This is a genomic window from Streptomyces sp. NPDC051987, from assembly GCF_040680735.1.
Taxonomy (GTDB): Bacteria; Actinomycetota; Actinomycetes; order Streptomycetales; family Streptomycetaceae; genus Streptomyces.
In genome coordinates this window covers 26,458-46,715 of the sequence record NZ_JBFAXI010000013.1, presented here as the reverse complement: position 1 = coordinate 46,715, position 20,258 = coordinate 26,458, and the positions used below count along the sequence as shown (strand labels likewise).

Genomic DNA, 20,258 nt, shown 5'->3' with positions numbered 1-20,258 from the left:
CTGAAGCAGCTGGGCACGCACGATGTGTCCAGGGCGGCCATCGCGGACGCGATCCGCAGGGCCGGCAACGAAGGTACGGCGCAGGTGCACGGAGCGGGTGACTACGGTCCCCAGGGCCCGCAGGGCTACCAGGGCCCGCAGGGTCACCAGGGCCCGCAGGGCCCGCAGGGCCCGCAAGGTGCTCAGGGTGCCCAGGGCGCTCAGGGCCCGCAAGGTGCTCAGGGTGCCCAGGGCGCTCAGGGTGCGCAAGGTGCTCAGGGTGCGCAGGGCGCTCAGGGCGCGGGTGCTCAGGGTGCTCAAGGAGCTCAGGGTGCTCAGGGTGCGCAAGGTGCTCAGGGTGCGCAAGGTGCTCAGGGTGCACAAGGCGCCCAGGGTGCTCAGGGTGCGCAAGGTGCTCAGGGTGCGCAAGGTGCTCAGGGTGCACAAGGCGCCCAGGGTGCGCAAGGTGCTCAGGGTGCGCAAGGAGCTCAGGGTGCTCAGGGTTCCGTGAGTGCCACCTACGTCAGGACCAACGCCGGCACCGGCGCAGTGACCGCGACCTGCGACGCCGGTGACTTTGCCACCGGCGGCGGATTCGTCGCCGCCGGCAACGCGGCCGCGTCCGAGAGCTTCCCCGGGGGCGGTACGCCGCCTACCCAGTGGACCGCCACCGCCACCACCGGCCAGACGATCGTTTCCTTCGTGGTCTGCGCGGACGCGACACCGTAACCCCCGCGGGAGGGTGCCGGGGCATCGGCCCGGAGCGCCCTCCGCGATCCGCCCCGAAACAGTCCCCCGTGCGCCGAGACCCACGGCGCACGGACCCACGGGGGCTCCCCCGGCCGAAGGCGGGGGGAGCCCCCGTGGCCATGCGTCCGACGCGGTGGGCCCTTAGACCAGCAGCGGGCCGCCGCAGCGCGCCGCGCCGTCCTTCGTCGCGATGAGGTTGGCGATCACGTAGGAGATGTTCTTCTCGCTGTGCCACTCGGACGGGAAGAGGGTGGCCAGCCGCGAACTCTGGAATCTCGCCTCGAGGTCGGGTACGAACGTGCGGTACTGGTCGTCGGTGTAGTACCAGAACGAGTTCTCGTTGTAGTACGCGACGTGACTCGGGTCCTGGTACGCGCCGCGGCCGTCGGTGCTGGGCGTCGTGGTGAGAAGCATGCCGCCGGGTGCCAGCAGCCGGTACAGCTCGTTGATCAGCGGCACCTTCGCGGGCACGTGCTCAAGGAAGTTCACCGCGCGCACCAGGCCGACGGAGTCGTCGGGCAGGTCCAGCCGGTCCGGCAGAGTCGCCACGATGTCGACCCCCTCACCTGGCTGCTTGTCCACACCCACGTAGCCTGGTGGCTTGCGGCGGGCCGCGCCGAGGTCCAGTGCGATCAGGCCTCTGCGGTAGGTCCAGGCCAGGGCGTTGGCCTCGATGTACTTGTCGTACAGGGCGACGGTCTCGCGCTGGATGTGCGCGTTGATCTCCGGGTCGCGCTGGGTGTTCGCGGGGTGCATCCGCTGGAGGTAGAGGCAGCGGGGGATGTGGTGGAAGTCACCCACGTGGAACAGACGACACATGAGGTCCTGGTCGTCCAGGACGGTACGGGTGGCGTCGTACCCCCCGGCCTTGTCGTAGGCGTCCCTGCGGAAGGCCCTGACGTGGTTCGGCGCGTACCAGATGTACGAGACGTTGTGCGGGGTCGGGGCCATCGACCTGACCTGGAGCAGTTTGCGGCCGTCGACCCGCACCTCCTCGTAATGCCAGCCGTGCGCCTCGTTGAAGCGACTGTCGTCCCGCTTCCCGTCCGCGGTGATCTGCGCGGTGTTGCTGTAGACCAGGACGGCCTCGGGATGCTCGTCGAAAGCCGTGCCGAGTTCGGCCAGGCATGCCTTTGCCAGCAGGTCGTCGTGGTCGAGTTCGACGAGGAACTCACCGCGGGCCAGTTCACAGGCCCGGCGCTTGGCCGCTCCGACACCCACGGCGTCGTCCGCGATCTCCACCCGGACCCGGTCGTCCGGGTGCGCCGGTCGCCACCGGGCGCCGTTGTTGAGCAGGACGATCCACTCCCAGTCCGGACAGGTCTGCGCCTGCAGGGTCGCGAGGCACTCGTCGAGGAAGCGGGCCTGGTGGCTGGGGGTGAAGACGGAGAATCTCGGGGTCGCCGTCGACGTCATCTGCTGCTCCCTGTTCGCTGGAACGCTTTTGGGAGGCCGGCGCCGAGAAGACCGTGGACGTGCCGACGGGGCCGGAGCCGAACCACCGTCACTTCCCCAGACGCTACGAGTGACAGCGGGCGCCGACGTTGTTCGGCAGGCGGTTGTGGTGTGCAGACCACCCGAATGCCGCGTGGGAGGGGCGGTGCCGGGACGCCGGGGAGGTGGCGCCGTCGTGGACCGGTGGCAACCCGGTCCGCGCGTCGCTGCGGGAGCGCGCGGACCGGGGCCGTTCGAGGAGCGGGTCAGCCCGCCGTGGTGAGAGCGGCGTGCGCGTCCATGCGTTCCGCCGCGAGGATCGCCGCCGCGGTGTCCGCCCGGGACGCCGCGACCACCAGGGCGCGGCCCGCCAGCGCGTGCGCGCGCTCGTGGAGCGCGGCCGGGTCCTGGGCCGCCGTCAGGGCCGCGCGGACCGGTGCGTGTCCGCCGCGCAGCCGGGCCACCTGCTCGGCCAGCCGGGTGGCGGCCGCGTCGAGGTCGGTGGACGGCGTGAGCGCCCGCAGCTCGTCGGTGACGGCGAGCAGTGCCGCGAGGTGCCCGGCGAGCTGGATGTCCAGCTCCTCCTCGCGCGTCCGGTGGGGGAAGCCGGAAGGCGGGCCGGCCATCGTGCTGTGCACCGACTTGGTGCGGATCGGTTCGTACATGGGAGATGGCCTCCAGTGTTCTGGCAGGAAGCCATCCTAGCTTAGATTTCGTCTAAAGTTGACCCGGGTCACGGACGGTGGTCCGGCCGTCGCCTACGGCTGGCCGTACCCGTCCAGGAACCGCCCGATCCGGGTGATCGCGTCCCGCAGGTCCCCGACCGTCGGCAGGGTCACCACCCGGAAGTGGTCCGGCTCCGGCCAGTTGAAGCCGCTGCCCTGGACGACCATGATCTTCTCCTGCCGTAGCAGGTCCAGGACCATCTGCCGGTCGTCCTTGATCTTGAAGACCTGCGGGTCGAGCCGCGGGAAGAGGTACAGCGCGCCCTTGGGCCGGACACAGCTCACGCCCGGGATCTGGGTGAGCAGGTCGTAGGCGAGATCCACCTGCTCCTTCAGCCGCCCGCCCGGCAGGACGAGGTCGTTGATCGTCTGGCGCCCGCTGAGCGCGGCCACCACACCGTGCTGACCGGGCATGTTCGCGCACAGCCGCATGTTGGCGAGGATCGTCAGGCCCTCGATGTAGGAGTCGGCGTGCGCCCGGGGCCCGGAGATGGACATCCAGCCGACCCGGTAGCCGGCCACCCGGTACGCCTTCGACATGCCGTTGAAGGTGAGCGTCAGCAGATCCGGGGCGACCGCGGCGGTCGGCGTGTGCGTGGCGCCGTCGTAGAGGATCTTGTCGTAGATCTCGTCCGAGCAGACGAGCAGGTTGTGGCGGCGGGCGATGTCGGTCAGCCCGCGCAGCATCGCCTCGTCGTACACCGCGCCCGTCGGGTTGTTCGGGTTGATGATGACGATCGCCTTGGTGCGGTCGGAGACCTTGCGCTCGATGTCGGCGAGGTCGGGCATCCAGTCCGCCTGCTCGTCGCAGCGGTAGTGCACGGCCGTACCGCCGGCGAGCGAGACGGCGGCGGTCCACAGCGGGTAGTCCGGCGCCGGTACGAGCACCTCGTCGCCGTCGTCGAGCAGCCCCTGCATCGCCATCACGATCAGCTCGGAGACGCCGTTGCCGATGAAGACGTGCTCGACGTCGGTCTCGATGCCGATCGTCTGGTTGTGCATGACGACCGCGCGCCGGGCGGCCAGCAGCCCCTTCGCGTCGCCGTAGCCGTGTGCCGTGGAGACGTTGCGGAGGATGTCCTCCAGGATCTCCGGCGGGCACTCGAAGCCGAAGGCGGCCGGGTTTCCGGTGTTGAGCTTGAGGATGCGGTGCCCCGCCGCCTCAAGCCGCATCGCCTCCTCAAGAACCGGGCCCCGGATCTCGTAACAGACGTTGGCGAGCTTGGTCGACTGGATCACCTGCATGTCGGTGAGCTTACGGTGCGGTAACGCCCACCGGGTCGTGTTTTCCACCACCTGAGACACGTGTGGGGGACAGGTGAGCCCGAGGTGGGGCCGCCGATTTGGCCTGTTATCGCCGGTAGCTGTCTCAAAAGGCTCTCCCCTCCCTACAATCCGCGTCCATGCCGAGACGAGACGAGGACGAGACCGGGGCGCCGAGCATCTACCGACCCGAGGGGGAACCGGCCCCCGCCTACGAGGGGTACCGGGACCCGGCGGCCGCGCACGGCTGGCTCAACGCGTACGACGAGACGCGCGAGCTGCCCCGGCTCGTCCCCGCCGCGCCGGGGCCGGGCCGGGCGGACCGGCGGCGCGCCGCCCGCGGCGACCGGGGCCGGCGCGGGAAGTATGCGGTGGTCGCGGTGGGCGCGGTGGGCGCCGCCTCCGCGCTCGCGCTGATCGCCGGGCTGCCCTTCTCCTCCTCGTCCGTGCCGTCGAGCGAGGGCACACCGGCCGGTCGGGACCGGACGAAGCAGGCGGCGGGCGAGTCGTCGGCCGCGACGGCTCCTGATCGGAGCCCGCACGCCCCGTCCGCCGCCTCCTCGCCGACATCCGCCGCGCCGGCCGCACCGGCCGCGGTGTCGCCGTCGGTCGGGCCCGCGGTGTCGGCGGGCGCGGCGACCGGTGTCTCGCCGAGCGCCCCCGCGACCCGCGGGACGAGCACGGCACCCTCGCCGACCACCACCACGCCCGCGACGCCGACTCCCCCTGGCACGGGACACGGCTGGGGGCACGGCAGGGGCGGAGGCGGCCGGCTCCACTGACGGGGCGGTCGGCCGGGGAGCGAGACCCTGACCCTCGCGGGCGGCGCGTGCCGGGCGTCCTCGTTCCCGTCGCGTGCGGGGCGCCCGTGGCGGCGGCCGTCCCGGAGCGGGTCCTCCTCCTCTTCTGTCTCTTCTGTCTCTTCTCCCTCTTCGTCGCCCGCAGCGGGACAGTGGTGCGGGATCGCGCCACCGTGGCGTCCGGAAACGACTCCTTGCCCTCGCGACGCGTTGTCATGAAAATGTGCATGACAAACGGGTGGCCGGAAGATCTCCGGTCACCTCGTCGTATAGAGGGGACCCCACATGAACAAGCCTCTCGTCGCCGCGCTCGCCTCCCTGGCCATCACCGGGATGGGTGCGGCACCGGCGGTCGCCGCGCCGCAGACGGCCAAGGCCGCGGCGGTGACCGTCAACTTCGCGGGCACCGTCTCGCTCAGCAACTGCTCCGGCTCGGTCATCCGCTTCCCGAACTCCGCGGACACCGACCCCGCCCTGGTCCTCACCAACGGCCACTGCCTGGAGACCGGCTTCCCGGACCCCGGCGAGGTCATCACCGGCCAGTCCTCCAGCCGCACCTTCGGCCTGCTGAACTCCTCCGGCACCAAGGTCGCCACGCTCCGCGCCAACCAGGTCGTCTACTCGACGATGACCGACACCGACATCACGATCTACCGCACCACCACGACGTACGCAGCGATCAAGAGCTCCTACGGCATCAGCCCGCTCACCGTCAGCGCCACCCACCCCGTGGCCGGCACCGCCATCAAGGTCGTCTCCGGCTACTGGAAGACGATCTACAGCTGCAGCATCGACGGGTTCGTGTACCGGCTCAAGGAGGGCGACTGGACCTGGAAGGACTCGGTCCGCTACACCTCCGCGTGCAACACGATCGGGGGGACCTCGGGATCGCCGGTGATCGACACCAGCACCGGCCAGGTCGTCGCCGTCAACAACACGGGCAACGAGGACGGGGAGCGGTGCACCGTCGACAACCCGTGCGAGGTGGACGCGAACGGGAACGTCACGGTGCGGCAGGGGATCAACTACGCGGAGGAGACGTACCTCATTCCGGCGTGCTTCACGACGGGGAACGTGCTGAACCTGAGTGCGAGTGGTTGCACCTTGCCCAAGCCGTAGGGGGTGGTGGGCGTTTCGTCTTCGGGTGCGGCGCCGTGGGGGCTGGTCGCGCCCACGCGGCGGCAGCCGCACATCAAACACAGCCTCGCGCCCCTAGGTGAGTTGGGGTGTACGCCGGATTGAGCGTCCAGCCAGTTCGTCCGTTCTCCGGCCGTCCTCGATCACGAAGCGGCCGTCGATCAGGACGTGCGGGATGCCCGTGGGCAGTCGGCGGGGGTGCTCGAACGTCGAGCCTGCCGCGACCGTCCGTGGGTCGAAGAGGACGACGTCGGCGCGGTAGCCCTCGCGGATCAGGCCGCGGTCCGGCAGACGCAGCCGGGCCGCGGGGCGGGCGGTGAGGTGGGCGACGCACTCCTCCAGGGAGAGCACGCCCAGCTCCCGTACATAGTGGCCGAGGTAGTGCGGGAAGGTGCCGTGGGCGCGGGGGTGGGGTCTCGCGCCCTGGAGGATGCCGTCCGAGCCGCCCGTGTGGACCCGGTGCCGCATGATCGCGCGGACGTTCTCCTCGTGGCCGACGTGCTGGAGGACCGTGGTGGCCAGGCGGTCGGTGAGCAGGAGCCGGCGGGCCGTCGCCCACGGGGACTCCCCGCGGGCGGCCGCCGACTCCCGGACCGTACGGCCGGTGAACTCCGCCAGCGCGGGGTCGCCCACGCCCGAGACCTCGATCGTGTCCCACTCGACGGGCACCCCGTGGCAGCCGTCGGAGCCGACGGTCTCCAGGTGGTGGCGGATCCGGTCGGCCGTCTCGTCGTCCGCGAGGCGGGCGAGGGCCGCCGTCGGGCCGCCCTCGCTCGCCCAGCCCGGCAGCAGCGCCGCGAGGGTCGTGCTGCCGGGGGTGTAGGGGTAGCTGTCGAGGGTGATGTCGGCGCCGGCGGCGAGGGCCTCGTCGAGGAGCGCCAGCAGGTCGGGGGCCCGGCCCTCGTTCACGCCGAAGTTCATGGTGGCGTGGGCCAGATGGAGCGGGCAGTCCGCCTCCCGGGCCAGGGCCACCATCTCCGCGTACGCCTCCAGGGCGCCGGCCCCGTACGAGCGGTGGTGCGGGCAGTAGTAGCCGCCGTACTCCGCCACCACCCGGCACAGCTCGGTCAGTTCGGCGTCCGACGCGTACATGCCGGGGGTGTAGGTGAGGCCGGAGGACAGGCCGACCGCCCCCTGGGCCATGCCCTCGGCCACCAGTCGGCGCATGTGGTCCAGCTCCGCCGGGGCCGCCGCCCGGTCCTCCCAGCCGACGGCGAGCGCGCGGACCGTGCCCTGGGGGACGAGGTAGGCCGCGTTGACGGCGATGCCGCGGTCGAGGCGGTCCAGGTACTCGCCCACCGACCGCCAGTCGAAGTCGACGTCGTCGCCTGAGCCGTTCCAGCCGGCGATCGCCCGGCGGACCTCCGCCAGCGTGCGGTCGTCCACCGGGGCGTACGACAGACCGTCCTGGCCCAGCACCTCCAGGGTCACCCCCTGCGCGGCCTTGGCGCTGTGGTCGGGGTCGCGGAGCAGGGCCAGGTCGCTGTGCGCGTGCATGTCGATGAAGCCGGGGGCGAGGGCCAGACCCTCCGCGTCCAGCTCGCGCATCGCGCGCGGGCGCTGGCAGCCCGCCGCCGCGGCCTCCTTGACGATCGACACGATCCGGCCGCCGTCGATCACCACGTCGGCGCGGTAGGAGGGTTCCCCGCTGCCGTCGACGACGTCCGCGTCCCGGATGACGAGCTGCTCCACGGTCCCTCCTAGAAGAACGTGCGGATGTAGTCGACGACCGTCCCGTCCGCCTCGGCGACCGGGATCAGCTGCCACTTGTCGAACGACGTGCACGGGTGGGACAGGCCGAGGCCGATCCAGTCCCCGACCTCCAGGTCCGCCTCGGGACCGGTGCGCAGCCAGGCGTGCTGGTCGGACAGGCCGGTGACCGAGACGCCGGTCGCCGGTCGCTCGGTGCCCGCCCGGCGGACCACCTGGGCGACGGGGAGGTCGAGGTCGTAGGCCGCGTCCCGCTTGCCCGCGTTGGCGAAGGCCTGCTCGGGGGAGGGGCGGGAGACGATCTGCGCCCAGAGCCGGAAGGCGGCCTCCAGCGCGCCCTCCTCGGGGACCCGGTTGAAGGGGGTGACCGCCCGGTAGCGGCCGTCGTCGTGCGAGACGTACGCGCCGGAGCGGAGCAACTTCAGTACCGGGAGGGAGAGTTCGGGGATCCCGGCGAAGACGTCGGCGACCGCGTCGAACCAGGCGCTGCCGCCGGCGCTCACCACGATCTCCGGCAGGCCCGCGAACCGGCCCGCCTTGTCGAACTCGACGGCCACGGCGACCAGTCGACGCAGATAGGCGCCCACCCCGTCCGGGTCGGCCTGCGGGACCTCGCCCTCGTACCCGGCGACCCCCACCAGGCGCAGCGTCCCCGTCCCGGCCACGGCGTCGGCGACCGCCGCGCACTCCGCCTCCGTGCGGACACCGGTACGGGCGCCCTCCCCGGCGGCGAGCTCGATCACCACTTCCACGGGGCGGGCGGTCCCGCGCAGTGCCGCGTCCATCAGCTCGACCCCGCGCACGGAGTCGACGTAGCAGACGAACCGGAAGTCCGCGTCGCGCTCCAGCTCGGCGGCGACCCAGCGAAGCGCCGGGGCGTCCACGAGCTCGTTGGCGAGGAAGATCCGCCGGGTGCCGAACGCCCGCGCCACCCGCACCTGGTGCGGTACGGCCAGGGTGATGCCCCACGCCCCGCGCTCGGTCTGCCGCCGGAACAGCTGCGGGGCCATGGAGGTCTTGCCGTGCGGGGCGAAGGCGAGGCCGTGCCGCTGCGTGTACGACTCCATCAGCGCGAGATTGTGCTCCAGGCGCTCGGCGGAGAGGGCCAGCACCGGGGTCGTGAAGCCGTCCTCGAAGAGGTTGCGGCGCTGGGCGGCCAGTCCGCCGACGGTGAGGCCTTCGGCGTCCGGGGGGAGGCCCTTGAAACGGTGGTCGACGCGTTCCTCCGCGAGCTGGGCGAGCGCTTCGGTGCCGGTGTCGAGTGACACAGGGCCTCCCCTGATCAGGTCTGTTGCATTCTGTGCAACATCCATTGCGTATATCGCTTACCGCTGTCTAACATCCACGCCAACGCCGGGTCAATGGAGCCGGCGATGCCCCCGGGACGACGAGGAGCCACCACCATCGTGAACGCCACGGACAGCGTTGACGCCGTCGAGGTCGTCGCTCTCGGCGAGTCCATGGTGACGTTCCTGCCCACCCGGCCGGGGCGGCTCGCGGACGTGCCGTCCTTCGACCGAGCGATCGGCGGCGCGGAGTCCAACGTGGCCTGCGCGCTGGCCGCCGCCGGGCACGCCGTGCGGTGGGTCAGCCGGGTCGGGGCGGACGGGTTCGGCGACCACCTGCTGGAGACCGTCGCCTCCTACGGCGTGGACGTCTCCTCCGTGGGCCGGGATCCGGCGCGGCCGACGGGGGTCTACTTCCGTACGGACGGGGACCGCGCGACGGACGCGCACGAGGTCGCCTACTACCGGGCGGGATCGGCGGCGTCCGCGATGTCGACGGCGACGGTGGACGTGGCGGCGGTGCGCGGCGGCCGGATCCTGCATCTGTCGGGCATCACGGCCGCGTTGTCGGAGGGCTGCCTGGCGCTGCTGCGCGAGCTGACGGCTCCCGCCGGGGGCGGCCGGCCGGTGGTGTCGTTCGACGTGAACTACCGTCCCAGGCTGTGGGGCGGCTCCGGCGGGGCCCAGGTGCTGCTGGAGCTGGCGCGCCGGGCCGACATCGTCTTCGTCGGCGAGGACGAGGCGGAGCAGGTGTGGGGGGTGACGGGGGGACCGTCGGCGATCCGAGCGCTCCTGCCGGAGCCGGAGGTGCTGGTGGTGAAACAGGGGGCAGCGGGGGCGACGGCTTTCGCTGCGGCCGCGGCCCGGCGGGGGCCGGCCGCGCAGTTCCCCGCGCCCCTCACGAACCCCTCCGCCGCACCCGACTCTCCCCGCCCGCCCGCCGCACCCGACGCGGCGGACACGCAGGGCGCGCAGGGCCCGGCGGCGCCGGTGAGCGTGCCCACCCCGCGGCCCGACGGGACTTTCGAACCCGCTCCCGCCGTCGACGTCGTGGCGACCGTCGGCGCCGGTGACGCCTTCGCCGCCGGGTTCCTGTCCGGCGTCCTCCGCGGCCTGCCGGTCAGGCAGACGCTCAGGCTCGGCCACCTCTTCGCCGCCGCCGCGCTCACCACCCCCGCCGACCTCGCCCTGCCCCCCGACCGCGACACCACCGACCGTCTGACCGCCCTCGACCCCGCCGAGTGGGGGAGACTTCGACTCGGCCCCGGCTGGACGCAGGCCGACGCGGCCGAAGAGGAGGCACCCACCCCATGAGCCAGACCGTCGACCGCGCGCTCAGCATCCTGCCCCTGCTCGCCGAGGGCCCCGCGGACCTCGGCCAGGTCGCCGACCGCCTCGGCGTGCACAAGTCGACCGCGCTGCGGCTGCTACGCACCCTCCACGAACACGGGCTCGTCTACCGCCAGTCCGACCAGCGCTACCGCCTCGGCGCCCGCCTCTTCGCCCTCGCCCAGGAGGCGATGGAGAACCTCGACGTCCGCGAGATCGCCCACCCCCACCTGGCCCGCCTCAACGCGGCCTGCGGCCACACCGTGCACCTCGCCGTGTTCGAGGAGGGCGAGGTCCTCTACATCGACAAGGTCGAGAGCCGCTACCCGGTGCGCATGTACTCGCGGATCGGCAAGCCCGTCGCCCTCACCGTCGCCGCCGTGGCCAAGCTGCTCCTCGCCGACCTGCCCGAGCCCGAGCGGCGGGCCCTCGCGGACAAGCTCGACTACCCCGCGTACACGGCCCGTTCGACGCCGAACGCACAGGCGTTCCTGAAGGAACTGGCCAAGGTGCGCGAACAGGGCTGGGCCACCGACCTCGGCGGCCACGAGGAGTCCATCAACTGCGTGGCCGCACCGATCCGCGGCGCCGACGGGCGCGTCGTCGCCGCGATGTCGGTCTCCGCACCCAACGTCGTCGTCACCGCCGACGAACTCCTCACCCTGCTCCCGCAGGTGCGCCGTACGGCGGACGCGATCAGCGGCGAGTACTCAGGCAGAACACCGATCACGGAAGCCGGCACCAGATGACCGAGAAGATCGCGCTCACCCCCTCGACCCACACCACCCCGCCCGCGGCGTTCTCGCACGGCGTCCGCAAGGGCAACATCCTCCAGGTCGCCGGCCAGGTCGGCTTCCTGCCGGCCGAGGAGGGCAGGCCCCCGACGCCGGCCGGCCCCACGCTGCGCGAGCAGACCCTCCAGACCCTCGCCAACGTCAAGGCGGTCCTGGCGGAGGGCGGCGCCTCCTGGGACGACGTCATGATGATCCGCGTCTACCTGACGGACGTGGACCACTTCGCCGAGATGAACGGCATCTACAACGCCTACTTCGAGGGGCAGGGCCTCACCGCCCCGCCCGCCGCCCGCACGACCGTGTACGTCGGTCTCCCCGCGGACCTGCTCATCGAGATCGACGCGCTCGCCGTCCTCGGCTGACGCCGGCACCCACTCGTGTAGGTGTCTGATAACGAAGTCGGGGCTGGCTGTGTCCGGCACAGGTTCTTGGACCATACTGCCCGCTGTGGAGCAGCGCATAGGAGCCAACAGCCAGCCCCTGGAGGGCGCCGGATTCGACCCGGCCTTCATCCCCGGGCTCACCTCACCCACGTCCGCGCAGCCGCAGGACGCCCGGCCCGAGGAGGCCGAGGACCTCAGGGCGGCGGCGGAACCGGTGGCCGAGATCGAGGCAGAGGCCGCGGGCGCCGAGCCTGAGCCCGAGGCCGCCGACGGTGCGGCGGACGACGAGGAGACCCCCGAGGGTCCCGCCTTCGAGGCCGCCGACCGGCGCGCCCGGATAGTCGCCGACCACCAGGGCGTGCGCCTCAGCCTCGACGAGGAGAACTGCGAGTTCCGCTGGGACGAGATCGGCGCGATCGAGACCGAGGTCCCGCGCTTCGGCAAGCGTTTCACGATCACCGTCCACACGCCGGACCGCCGCTGGTACCCGATCGAGATCGAGGCGACGTCCCGCTCCCGCTTCAAGGAGTGGGAGGAGCAGTTGGACGCGGTCCTCGACGCGTACTTCGACGACGGCGGGACAGAGACAGCGGACGCCCCGGAAGCGGAGTCGGCGTCGGAGGTCGAGGCCGAGGACAGCGGCACGGACAAGGGCAAGGGCAAGGAAAAGAGCGAGAGCCTCGACGTCAAGTAGTCCGGTCCCGTTCGCGATCGAGCCGCTCCGGCCCTGGCTGCCCCACGGCCGGAGGGCTCCCGCCTCGGCTAGCCGCAGTACTGCGCTTCCTTCGTACTGCGCTTCCTTCCCGATCGACCGGTACACACAGTCCGCGTTCTCCAGCAGGTGGAACACCGCGTCCCGGTTCCGGGAGGTCTCCCGCTCGATGACCTCGTCGGGCGGGTAGAAGCCGCCGCCGGAACTGGACGTCGGGTACATCTCGAAGGTGTAGTCGAAGATCTTCTGGGTGCCCCACAGACAGTCGTCGATCGAGCCGTCGGTGATGTACAGGTCGCTCGACTGCTCCGGCGTGTAGCCGTTGCTCGCCGCCATCTTCCGCCCGACCGCCTTGAACGCGGCGGCGTCGTCCGCGGTCATCCCGGTCGCGGTGTCTAAACCGGCCGCTCGAACCGGCCGCGCAGTGTACGCGCGCACCCGGCCCCGCACGTGGCCCCGGCCGAAGTGCACCCGCCCGCGTGATGTACGGGTGCGGTCTCCCGGTCCGCCGGGAGACCGTGGTCGGACGGCCGGCGGGAGGAGGGACGGCTGATCATGGTCGCCGCCCGGGGGACCCACCCGGGGGACCGCCCGGCGCTGACGCACAGGAGACCCGATGAGTACCAGTACGGGCGCGCGCCCCGCCGCCGCCCAGGGGCAGTTCGACCACCGGATGGCCGTGTTCGGCTCGGACGACGCGTTCGTCGCCACCGCTCTGCCCTTCCTCGCCGAGGGTCTCGCCGCTCCTGACGAGCCGCCGCCCGTCGCCATCGCCGCCCCCGGCCTGCTGGCCGCCCTGCGTGACGCGCTCGGCGCCGCCGCCCGGGACGTCGGCTTCATCGACCACGCCGACTGGTACACCGGCACGGCCGCCAACGCCGTGGCCCAGGGCGCCGCCTACCTCGCCGCGAACGCCGGACCCGGCGGCCGGATCCATCTCCTCATGGAGCCCGACTGGGCCGGGCGGGCGGGCCGTTCGCCGCGGGAGAGCACCGAGTGGATCCGCTACGAGTGCCTTTCCAACCTCCTGTTCGCCCCCTTCGCCACCACCGCGCTGTGCGCGTACGACGTCCGGACCGCGGGGCCGGCCGTCGTCGACGCGGCCCGCCGCGCCCACCCGGGTACCGGGGTGTACGAGCAGCCCCCGGTCCTGGTGCGCGAGCTGGACGCGCTGCCGCTGCCCCCACCGCCCCAGTCGGCGGCCCGGCTGCCCGCGCCGGAGGCCGTCCGGGCCTGGGCCGCCGGGCAGGGGCTCCCGGCCGCGCACGCCGGGCGGTTCGGCCGGGCCGTCGAGGCGGCGGCGGCCGCGCACGGGCCGGTGGCCGAGATCCTCGCCTGGGGCGAGGAGGCGGCCTGCGTCTGCGAGCTGCGGCTGTGCCGCGCGGTGGCGGACCCGCTGGCCGGGTTCGTGCCGCCGCCCGGCGGCGGACCGGAGCCGGAACAGGGCCTGTGGTTCACCCGCCAGGTGTGCGCCTACGTCGATGTCCGGGACGGGGCGCCGGGGGACGGGGCGAGGATCCGCGTCCAGTACGCGTGAGCGGGATGCCGCACGCGGGTACCCCGCCGCGGCGCGGGCCCGGTCACGGGATCAGGACTCCGGCGGCCCGCTCGGCCGCCGGAGTCGTCACTGCTGAGCCGTTACGGCCGTAAGGGCCGCTAGGGCAGCGCGTGCACGTGGGCGCCCACCGAGGACGACCACGCGTTCCCGGCCGCCGCGTCCCAGTTCGTCGACCAGGTCATCGCGCCCCGCAGGGTCGGATACGTCGTCGACGGTTTGAAGGAGCCGCAGTTGGTGGCCTTGGTCAGGCAGTCCAGCGCGTTGTTCACCACGGTCGGCGAGACGTAGCCGCTGCCGGCCGCGCTGGTCGACGCCGGCAGGCCGAGGCCCACCTGGGAGGGGCTCAGGCCGCCCTGGAGCTGGATGCAGGCGAGCGCGGTCAGGAAGTCCACCGAGCCCTGGCTGTACACCTTGCCGTCGCAGCCCAGCATGGAACCGCTGTTGTAGTACTGCATGTTGACGACGGTGAGGATGTCCTTGACGTTCAGGGCCGTCTGGAAGTAGGCGTTGGACGTCGACTGCATGTCGATCGTCTGCGGGGCCATCGTGATGATCAGCGACGAGCCCGCCTTCGCCGACAGCGAGCGCAGTGCCTGGGTCATGTAGGTGGCGTTGATGCCGTTCTCCAGGTCGATGTCGACGCCGTCGAAGCCGTACGTCTGCATCAGCGCGTACACGGAGTTGGCGAAGTTCGTCGCGGACGCCGAGTCGCTCACCGAGATGGTGCCGTTCTGACCGCCGATCGAGATGACGACCTTCTTGCCCGCCGCCTGCTTGGCCTTGATGTCGGCCTTGAACTGGTCGACCGTGTACCCGCCGAGACCGGCGGAGTCGAGGGTGAAGCTCACCGCGCCGGGTGTGCCGGTCGCGTCCGCGAAGGCGACGGCGATGATGTCGTACGAGGACGGCACGTCCGAGATCTTCTGGACGGTGGCGCCGTTGTTGAAGTTCTGCCAGTAGCCCGTCACCGCGTGCTTGGGCAGCGAGCCGCCGCCGCTGCCGGACGCGGTCGTGGTCGCCGTCACCGCGGACGACTTCGCCGACTCGCCCGCCGAGTTGGTCGCGGTGACCTGGAAGGAGTACGAGGTCGAGGCCGCGAGCCCGGTGACCGTGGCCGAGGCGCCGGTGACCGCCGAGACCTTGGCGCCGTTCTGGTAGACGTTGTAGCCGGTCGCGCCCGACACCGGGGACCAGGACAGGGACGCCGAGCCGGACGTCGTACCGGAGACCGCGAGGCCCGTGGGGGTCGCGGGGACGGTCGGGGCCGGGCCGGAGCCGCCACCGCCGTCGGGGCCGTAGACCGAGACGTCGTCGGCGTAGTAGGCGGGCTGGCCGTACCAGCCGTGGGTCCAGACCGTCACCGAGGTGGTCGAGGAGCCGGTGGTGAAGGTCGTCGACAGCTGCGTCCAGGAGGTGTTCGGGGTCCAGGTCGACACGTCCGTGGTGCCGGTGCCGGTCACACCGAGGTAGGTGTAGGCGCCCTGCACCCACGCGCTCAGGGTGTAGGTGGAGTTGGCCTTCACCGCCACCGTCTGGCTGCACTGGGCGTAGTCCTGCCCGGCCGGGGTCGCCTGCAGCGCGGCGGCGCCCGAGTGGACGGGGGAGGAGACGGTCGTGCCGCTGCCCGCGGAGCAGGTCCAGTCGGCCAGGCCCGACTCGAAGCCGGGGTTCTTCGCGTTGTTGACGTCGGCGGCGGAGGCGGGGGAGGAGGCCAGGCCCGCCATGGCGAGGGCCGTGGCGAGGGTGGCGACGGCCGACCAGGTGCGGATGAGCCGGCGTCCGGTGTGGGGGGACGTCGGCCGGGGGATGAGTCTGGGCATGACAAGAAGGTGGTCCAGACCAATCCACGTGTCAATAGGTCCAGACCAAATTCGACGGTCCGCCGAAGTCCCCAGGCGGCCGAACGAGCCCCGGTCATATGCTCAACCTGTCCCGGTTTGGAGTCAGTTGTGCGGTCACGGATCCCAGACAGCTGCACAAACGCTGTTCTCCGGCCACAGAGGCGTGGATACAGTGCTGAGGACGTCACGCAATGAAGTCGTCCCGGCTCATTGGAGTAACGCCGGTGGGCCGCCGGGTGTGGAGAGCGGGGAGCTGCGCGTGCCAACTGCCATTGCCGTGACCAGTGCCGACATGGCGCTGCCCATCCAGGACGAGCGGACCATGCCCGCGGTCGTGCTCCGGGACCTCGACAAGCGCCCGCTCGACCAGACCCTCGCCGAGTTCGTCGCCCTCATCGAGCAGCACGGACATGCGATCGTCGTGTACTCGGACGCCGTGCCGGAGGCCGTGGTCCGGCGCCTGCACACCCTGCGCTCCCTCCTGGAGAGCGACCGGATCGCGCTCTTCCGCCCCGACCTGCCGCCCCTCGGCGTCGCCGTGCTGGCCCGGCAGTTGCGGCAGCTGGCCACGTGCGACCTCAGCCCCGGCGTGCTCGCCTCGGCCGGTCGGCTGCTCACCCACTACATCCACTCCGGCGCCGTCCTCGGCTCCGTCGCCAAGCTGGACCGCGTCCCGGTCGGCCTCAAGGCGCATGCCAAGTCCTGGGTGCCCAACACCCACTTCGCGGTCGTCGCCCACCCCGAACCGCAACTGGTCCGGGTCGCTCCGGAGGCCGTCCTGACCGGCCCCGAGTTCAGCACCTGGATGCTGGTCGCCAGGGGTCAGCTGCAGTCGGAGTGGATCGGCGGCCTCGCCAAGGCCTGGGGCGCCCACGGCCTGCGCGAGACCCCGCTGCCCGCCGAGTCGTCCGTGTGGTGGGGCACCGGCCGGCTGATCGAGTTCACCAGCTACCTCGCCGACCTGTCGGTCCTCTACCAACTGGTCACCTCCGTACGGCAGACCAGCTGTCACTGGTGCGGCATCGACGTCATCGGCGACCGCTGCGTCTTCTGCTCCGCCACCCCGCCCGACTACGACCCGCCCGCGCCCCGCGCGCTGGAACAGCGCACGCCCGCCTGACCCGCACCGCCCAGCGCCACCGCTCGGTTCCCCCACTCTCCCCGCTTCCCCCGATGAGGTCGCACGGTCCATGAACTCCCGTCAGCGCCGCGGCGTGATACTCCTGATCCTGTCGGTGATCTGCGCGCTCGCCGCCTTCGCCGGCGTGCTCTCGGTCATCGACGACGCGAAGTCCGAGGTCGGCCCCAAGGTCACCGCGTACGAACTGCGGTCCGACGTCCCGCCGTACACCACGTTGAGCGCGGGCCAGTTCAAGAAGATCTCGATGCCCGAGCGGTGGCTGTCCGCCAACGCCGTCACCAGCCTCGGCCAGATCCAGGGCAAGATCGCGATCACCACGCTGAAGAAGGGGTCGCTGCTCCAGACCGACATGATCGTCGACCAGCCCGAGCTGAAGCCGGGCGAGCAGGAGGTCGCCATCATGATCGACGCGGCCACCGGGGTCGCCGGCAAGATCACCCCGGGTTCGCGGGTCAACGTCTACGCCACCTTCGAGGGCAAGCAGCAGAGCGACCCCGACCAGTCGAAGATCATCGTGACCAACGCCCAGGTCCTGGACGTCGGCAAACTCACGTCGCTGGAACCCGACAACAAGAACCAGCAGCCCACCGACGCCGTCCCGATCACCTTCGCGCTGTCCACGCTCGACGCCCAGCGCCTCACCTACGCGGAGTCCTTCGCCCAGCGGGTCCGGCTCGCCCTGGTCGCCCCCGGCACGACGACCACCGTGCCGGACAAGGACCGCACCTACGAACTCGCGACGGACAAGTGAGAGGCGCCCTCCATGCCCATCAGGATCCTCCCCGCCGTCGGTGACGCGGACGCCGTCCGCTCCCTGGTCTCGCTGCTCAGCCAGCTCCCGGACGCCGAACCGCTGACCCCCGTCGTCGACTCCACCGGCCTCGTCGACGCCCTCGCCCGCGCCGCCGCCGAGTCCGTCGACGAACTCCCCGAGGTCGTCGTCGTCCACGAACGCATCGGCCCCGTCCCGGCCCTCGAACTGATCCGCGAGGTCGCCCTGCGCTTCCCCGCCGTCGGCGTTGTCCTCGTCACCACCGACACCAGTCCCGGCCTGTTCGCCGCCGCGATGGACTCCGGCGCCCGCGGCCTGGTCGGGCTCCCGCTCAGCTACGAGGAGCTGGCCGGCCGGGTCCAGGCCGTCGCCCAGTGGTCCAGCGGCGTACGGCGCCATCTCGGCCACGGCGCCGACGTCTTCGCCGGCGTCGGCGGCACCGTCGTCACCGTCAGCGGCGCGAAGGGCGGGACCGGCGCGACCCTGGTCGCGGTCCAGATCGCCCTCGCCGCGCAGGCCTCCGGCCACTCCACCGCCCTCGTCGACCTCGACCTGCAGACCGGGGACGTCGCCTCCTACCTGGACGTCCAGTTCCGCCGCTCGGTCGCCGACCTCGCCGCCGTCAACGACATCTCCCCCCGCGTCATGGCCGAGGCCGTCTTCCGCCACGACTCCGGGCTGGCGCTGCTGCTGGCGCCGGCCGAGGGCGAACGCGGCGAGGAGGTCACCGACCGCGCCGCCCGCCAGATCCTGAGCGCCCTGCGCTCCCGCTACGAGGTGGTGGTCGTGGACTGCGGCGCGCAGCTCGGCGGGGCGGGCGCGGCGGCCGTGGAGACCGCCGACCTGGCCCTGCTGGTCACCACGCCGGACGTGGTCGCCGTCCGCGCGGCGAAGCGGACGGTGCGGATGTGGGACCGGCTGCAGATCCGCAAGGCCGAGGAGACGACGGTGGTGGTCAACCGGTACACGCGGGGCACCGAGATCCAGCCGGCGCTGATCGCCCGCATCACCGGGACGGCCCTGGCGCGGACCCCGATTCCGGCCAATTTCAAGGAACTTCAGGGCGCGGTGGACGCGGGCCGGATGCACGAGCTGGACTCGCGGAGCACTGTGAAGCAGGCGATCTGGGGGCTGGCGGGGGAGCTGGGGCTGGTGCGGACGGCAGAGGGCGGACCGGCACCTGCGCGGCGTGCGCGGGGCGGGGAGCGGGCGGCGGTGGGGTTCCGGCGGCGGAAGGAGCTGCCGTGAAGGGCCGGGGGACGGGTTCGGGGGCGGCGGGTCGTCGGCCGGGTGCGGCCCGGTGGGGGTCGCTCGCGCAGTTCCCCGCGCCCCTGAAGGGGCGCTCACCGCGACGCCCTGCTTTCAGGGGCGCGGGGAACTGCGCGACCAGCCCCCACCGGGCCCGCGCCCGACAGCCGGCCGGAGACCCCGCGCTCCCGTCCGCTCACCCGGCGCCACGCGCCGCTACGCGGCGAACGGGCCCGGTATCTCCCCCGAGCCGCGTCGGATCAGCCGGGTCGGCATGACCACCGTGCGCGGTGGGGAGACGTCGCCGTGGATGCGGGCGAACAGCAGGTGCGCCGCGCTGGTCGCGAGGGCCACCGGGTCCTGGGCGATCACCGTGACGGGCGGCGTCAGCCGTGCGGCGAGCGCGAAGTCGTCGAAGCCGACGAAGGCGAGGTCGCGCGGGGCCGCGGTCAGCGCGCCGAAGGCGAGCAGTTCGTTGCCGGCGAGGAGAGCCGTCGGCGGGTCCGGCAGCGCCAGCATCCCGGTGACCGCCGCGGCCGCCTCCGGCCCCGTACGCACGCCGTCCCTGACCAACGCCGGGTCGGCGGCGACACCCGCGGCCCCCAGCGCCGCCAGATAGCCGCGGCGCCGTTCGCCGAAGGTCCAGATCCGCGGCGTGTCGCCGAGGTAGCCGATCCTGCGGTGCCCCCGGGCCACCAGCTGCGCCACGGCCTCGCGCACCGCGCCGAAGTTGTCGACGACCACGGCGTCCACGTCCAGGCCGGGTGCCGCCCGGTCCACGCAGACGATCTTCGTGCCCTGTGCCTGGGCGGGACGCAGGAAGCGGTGGCTGCCGGCGGCCGGGGTGAGGATCAGACCGTCCACGCGGCGCGCGGTGAACGCGGCGACCACCTCGCGCTCGCGGCGCGGGTCGGCGCGGCTGGAGCCGATGAGCATGATGCTGCCGCGCTGCCGGGCGACGTCCTCGGCGGCGGAGGCGACGGCGGCCATGAAGGGATCGGTCACGTCGTCGACCAACAGGCCGATGATCTGGCTCAGTTCATGGGTGCGGCGCAACTGGCGTGCCACGTCGTCGCGTTGGTAGCCGAGCTTGCGGACCGCGGCCTCCACCCGCGCCGCGGTACGGGGGGCGACGGCCGAGTCGCCGTTGACCACCCGGGACACCGTCATCGTGCTGACGCCCGCTTCCGCGGCGACGTCCTTCATGGTCGGCCGGGTGGCTGCCACGCCGCGACCTCCAGCTGTGTCACGTCCGAGCGTCGACTCGTTAACGTTACCAACTCGCACGCGTATCAACAGGCTTGCAAACAACGGGAGATGAGGGCGGGACCAGCGTGCTCGGCGACCGTTGCACCACCCTTGACACCCCGCCGCGGGCACCCCAAGAATCAGCCAA

Annotated in this window: 19 protein-coding genes and 1 pseudogene; 12 read left to right on the top strand and 8 right to left on the bottom strand. The window is 72.3% G+C overall.

The genetic code is table 11. The annotated features are described in order from the left end of the window. Window positions 1-187: 187 nt before the first annotated feature. On the top strand, window positions 188-490 hold the full coding sequence (locus AB0M11_RS10225) for a hypothetical protein (protein ID WP_365703433.1): 303 nt from the start codon (window positions 188-190) through the stop codon (window positions 488-490). Next, the gene (locus AB0M11_RS10220) at window positions 487-708 is read left to right on the top strand and encodes a hypothetical protein (RefSeq protein WP_365703431.1); all 222 of its coding nucleotides are present in this window, start codon (window positions 487-489) and stop codon (window positions 706-708) included. The genes AB0M11_RS10225 and AB0M11_RS10220 overlap by 4 nt, the downstream gene beginning before the upstream one ends. A gap of 162 nt (window positions 709-870) precedes the next feature. On the opposite strand, the gene AB0M11_RS10215 is transcribed toward AB0M11_RS10220, so the two are convergent. From AB0M11_RS10215 to AB0M11_RS10205, 3 genes are all read right to left on the bottom strand, one after another. Further along, window positions 871-2,145 carry a glycosyltransferase gene (locus AB0M11_RS10215; protein WP_365703429.1) on the bottom strand — a complete coding sequence of 425 codons (1,275 nt, stop codon included), beginning with the start codon at window positions 2,143-2,145 and terminating at the stop codon, window positions 871-873. A gap of 284 nt (window positions 2,146-2,429) precedes the next feature. Next, window positions 2,430-2,828, bottom strand: coding sequence for a hypothetical protein (locus AB0M11_RS10210; protein ID WP_365703426.1), 399 nt, complete (start codon window positions 2,826-2,828; stop codon window positions 2,430-2,432). Window positions 2,829-2,921: 93 nt separating this feature from the next. Then, window positions 2,922-4,133, bottom strand: coding sequence for a pyridoxal phosphate-dependent aminotransferase (locus tag AB0M11_RS10205; RefSeq protein WP_365703424.1), 1,212 nt, complete (start codon window positions 4,131-4,133; stop codon window positions 2,922-2,924). Between the two features lie 158 nt (window positions 4,134-4,291). On the opposite strand from AB0M11_RS10205, the gene AB0M11_RS10200 reads away from it, so the two are divergent. Together AB0M11_RS10200 and AB0M11_RS10195 are read left to right on the top strand one after the other, a co-directional pair. Next, a complete protein-coding gene (locus tag AB0M11_RS10200) occupies window positions 4,292-4,933 on the top strand; it encodes a hypothetical protein (RefSeq protein WP_365703422.1) in 642 nt (213 codons plus the stop codon). A 303-nt stretch (window positions 4,934-5,236) separates the two neighbouring features. After that, window positions 5,237-6,070, top strand: a complete 834-nt coding sequence (locus tag AB0M11_RS10195) for a serine protease (RefSeq protein ID WP_365703420.1) — start codon at window positions 5,237-5,239, stop codon at window positions 6,068-6,070. Between the two features lie 93 nt (window positions 6,071-6,163). On the opposite strand, the gene AB0M11_RS10190 is transcribed toward AB0M11_RS10195, so the two are convergent. Then, window positions 6,164-7,780 (bottom strand): D-aminoacylase, encoded by a 1,617-nt coding sequence (locus tag AB0M11_RS10190; RefSeq protein ID WP_365703418.1) that lies wholly within the window; start codon window positions 7,778-7,780, stop codon window positions 6,164-6,166. An 8-nt stretch (window positions 7,781-7,788) separates the two neighbouring features. Next, complete coding sequence (locus AB0M11_RS10185) at window positions 7,789-9,111, bottom strand: amino acid deaminase (RefSeq protein WP_365703416.1); 1,323 nt, start codon at window positions 9,109-9,111, stop codon at window positions 7,789-7,791. Window positions 9,112-9,171: 60 nt separating this feature from the next. On the opposite strand from AB0M11_RS10185, the gene AB0M11_RS10180 reads away from it, so the two are divergent. The 4 genes from AB0M11_RS10180 (at window position 9,172) to AB0M11_RS10165 (ending at window position 12,284) form a co-directional block, all read left to right on the top strand. Beyond that, on the top strand, window positions 9,172-10,398 hold the full coding sequence (locus AB0M11_RS10180) for a sugar kinase (RefSeq protein WP_365703414.1): 1,227 nt from the start codon (window positions 9,172-9,174) through the stop codon (window positions 10,396-10,398). Next, window positions 10,395-11,162, top strand: coding sequence for an IclR family transcriptional regulator (locus tag AB0M11_RS10175; protein WP_365703412.1), 768 nt, complete (start codon window positions 10,395-10,397; stop codon window positions 11,160-11,162). The genes AB0M11_RS10180 and AB0M11_RS10175 overlap by 4 nt, the downstream gene beginning before the upstream one ends. Further along, on the top strand, window positions 11,159-11,569 hold the full coding sequence (locus tag AB0M11_RS10170; protein WP_365703410.1) for a RidA family protein: 411 nt from the start codon (window positions 11,159-11,161) through the stop codon (window positions 11,567-11,569). Before AB0M11_RS10175 ends, AB0M11_RS10170 begins: the two co-directional genes overlap by 4 nt. Window positions 11,570-11,654: 85 nt before the next feature. Continuing rightward, window positions 11,655-12,284: a hypothetical protein gene (locus AB0M11_RS10165; RefSeq protein WP_365703408.1), complete on the top strand. Its 630-nt coding sequence runs from the start codon at window positions 11,655-11,657 to the stop codon at window positions 12,282-12,284. A 93-nt stretch (window positions 12,285-12,377) separates the two neighbouring features. Here the strand turns inward: AB0M11_RS10165 and AB0M11_RS10160 are convergent. Further along, window positions 12,378-12,698 (bottom strand): annotated as a pseudogene (locus tag AB0M11_RS10160) (zinc carboxypeptidase); the annotation flags it as partial. Window positions 12,699-12,918: 220 nt separating this feature from the next. On the opposite strand from AB0M11_RS10160, the gene AB0M11_RS10155 reads away from it, so the two are divergent. Next, a complete protein-coding gene (locus AB0M11_RS10155; protein WP_365703406.1) occupies window positions 12,919-13,839 on the top strand; it encodes an MEDS domain-containing protein in 921 nt (306 codons plus the stop codon). Between the two features lie 119 nt (window positions 13,840-13,958). Here AB0M11_RS10155 and AB0M11_RS10150 read toward each other — a convergent pair whose 3' ends face one another. After that, window positions 13,959-15,680: a glycosyl hydrolase family 18 protein gene (locus tag AB0M11_RS10150; RefSeq protein WP_365703404.1), complete on the bottom strand. Its 1,722-nt coding sequence runs from the start codon at window positions 15,678-15,680 to the stop codon at window positions 13,959-13,961. Window positions 15,681-15,993: 313 nt separating this feature from the next. Here AB0M11_RS10150 and AB0M11_RS10145 point away from each other — a divergent pair, with 313 nt between their 5' ends. The 3 genes from AB0M11_RS10145 to AB0M11_RS10135 all read left to right on the top strand — a co-directional run bounded on the left by AB0M11_RS10145 (window position 15,994) and on the right by AB0M11_RS10135 (window position 18,862). After that, window positions 15,994-16,821, top strand: coding sequence for a hypothetical protein (locus AB0M11_RS10145; RefSeq protein WP_365703558.1), 828 nt, complete (start codon window positions 15,994-15,996; stop codon window positions 16,819-16,821). A 70-nt stretch (window positions 16,822-16,891) separates the two neighbouring features. Continuing rightward, a complete protein-coding gene (gene cpaB, locus AB0M11_RS10140; protein WP_365703402.1) occupies window positions 16,892-17,593 on the top strand; it encodes a Flp pilus assembly protein CpaB in 702 nt (233 codons plus the stop codon). Between the two features lie 12 nt (window positions 17,594-17,605). Continuing rightward, the gene (locus AB0M11_RS10135) at window positions 17,606-18,862 is read left to right on the top strand and encodes a P-loop NTPase (protein ID WP_365703400.1); all 1,257 of its coding nucleotides are present in this window, start codon (window positions 17,606-17,608) and stop codon (window positions 18,860-18,862) included. A gap of 216 nt (window positions 18,863-19,078) precedes the next feature. On the opposite strand, the gene AB0M11_RS10130 is transcribed toward AB0M11_RS10135, so the two are convergent. Continuing rightward, window positions 19,079-20,089 carry a LacI family DNA-binding transcriptional regulator gene (locus AB0M11_RS10130; RefSeq protein ID WP_365703398.1) on the bottom strand — a complete coding sequence of 337 codons (1,011 nt, stop codon included), beginning with the start codon at window positions 20,087-20,089 and terminating at the stop codon, window positions 19,079-19,081. Window positions 20,090-20,258: the final 169 nt, after the last annotated feature.

What these genes read in the sequence shown, in the direction of transcription:
- AB0M11_RS10200 (WP_365703422.1), top strand. Translation starts at nt 4,292, where the DNA reads ATGCCGAGACGAGACGAGGACGAGACCGGGGCGCCGAGCATCTACCGA.
- AB0M11_RS10205 (WP_365703424.1), bottom strand. Translation starts at nt 4,133, where the DNA reads ATGCAGGTGATCCAGTCGACCAAGCTCGCCAACGTCTGTTACGAGATC.
- AB0M11_RS10145 (WP_365703558.1), top strand. Translation starts at nt 15,994, where the DNA reads ATGGCGCTGCCCATCCAGGACGAGCGGACCATGCCCGCGGTCGTGCTC.
- cpaB (WP_365703402.1), top strand. Translation starts at nt 16,892, where the DNA reads ATGAACTCCCGTCAGCGCCGCGGCGTGATACTCCTGATCCTGTCGGTG.
- AB0M11_RS10195 (WP_365703420.1), top strand. Translation starts at nt 5,237, where the DNA reads ATGAACAAGCCTCTCGTCGCCGCGCTCGCCTCCCTGGCCATCACCGGG.
- AB0M11_RS10170 (WP_365703410.1), top strand. Translation starts at nt 11,159, where the DNA reads ATGACCGAGAAGATCGCGCTCACCCCCTCGACCCACACCACCCCGCCC.
- AB0M11_RS10155 (WP_365703406.1), top strand. Translation starts at nt 12,919, where the DNA reads ATGAGTACCAGTACGGGCGCGCGCCCCGCCGCCGCCCAGGGGCAGTTC.
- AB0M11_RS10210 (WP_365703426.1), bottom strand. Translation starts at nt 2,828, where the DNA reads ATGTACGAACCGATCCGCACCAAGTCGGTGCACAGCACGATGGCCGGC.
- AB0M11_RS10180 (WP_365703414.1), top strand. Translation starts at nt 9,172, where the DNA reads ATGCCCCCGGGACGACGAGGAGCCACCACCATCGTGAACGCCACGGAC.
- AB0M11_RS10150 (WP_365703404.1), bottom strand. Translation starts at nt 15,680, where the DNA reads ATGCCCAGACTCATCCCCCGGCCGACGTCCCCCCACACCGGACGCCGG.
- AB0M11_RS10135 (WP_365703400.1), top strand. Translation starts at nt 17,606, where the DNA reads ATGCCCATCAGGATCCTCCCCGCCGTCGGTGACGCGGACGCCGTCCGC.
- AB0M11_RS10175 (WP_365703412.1), top strand. Translation starts at nt 10,395, where the DNA reads ATGAGCCAGACCGTCGACCGCGCGCTCAGCATCCTGCCCCTGCTCGCC.
- AB0M11_RS10215 (WP_365703429.1), bottom strand. Translation starts at nt 2,145, where the DNA reads ATGACGTCGACGGCGACCCCGAGATTCTCCGTCTTCACCCCCAGCCAC.
- AB0M11_RS10185 (WP_365703416.1), bottom strand. Translation starts at nt 9,111, where the DNA reads ATGGATGTTGCACAGAATGCAACAGACCTGATCAGGGGAGGCCCTGTG.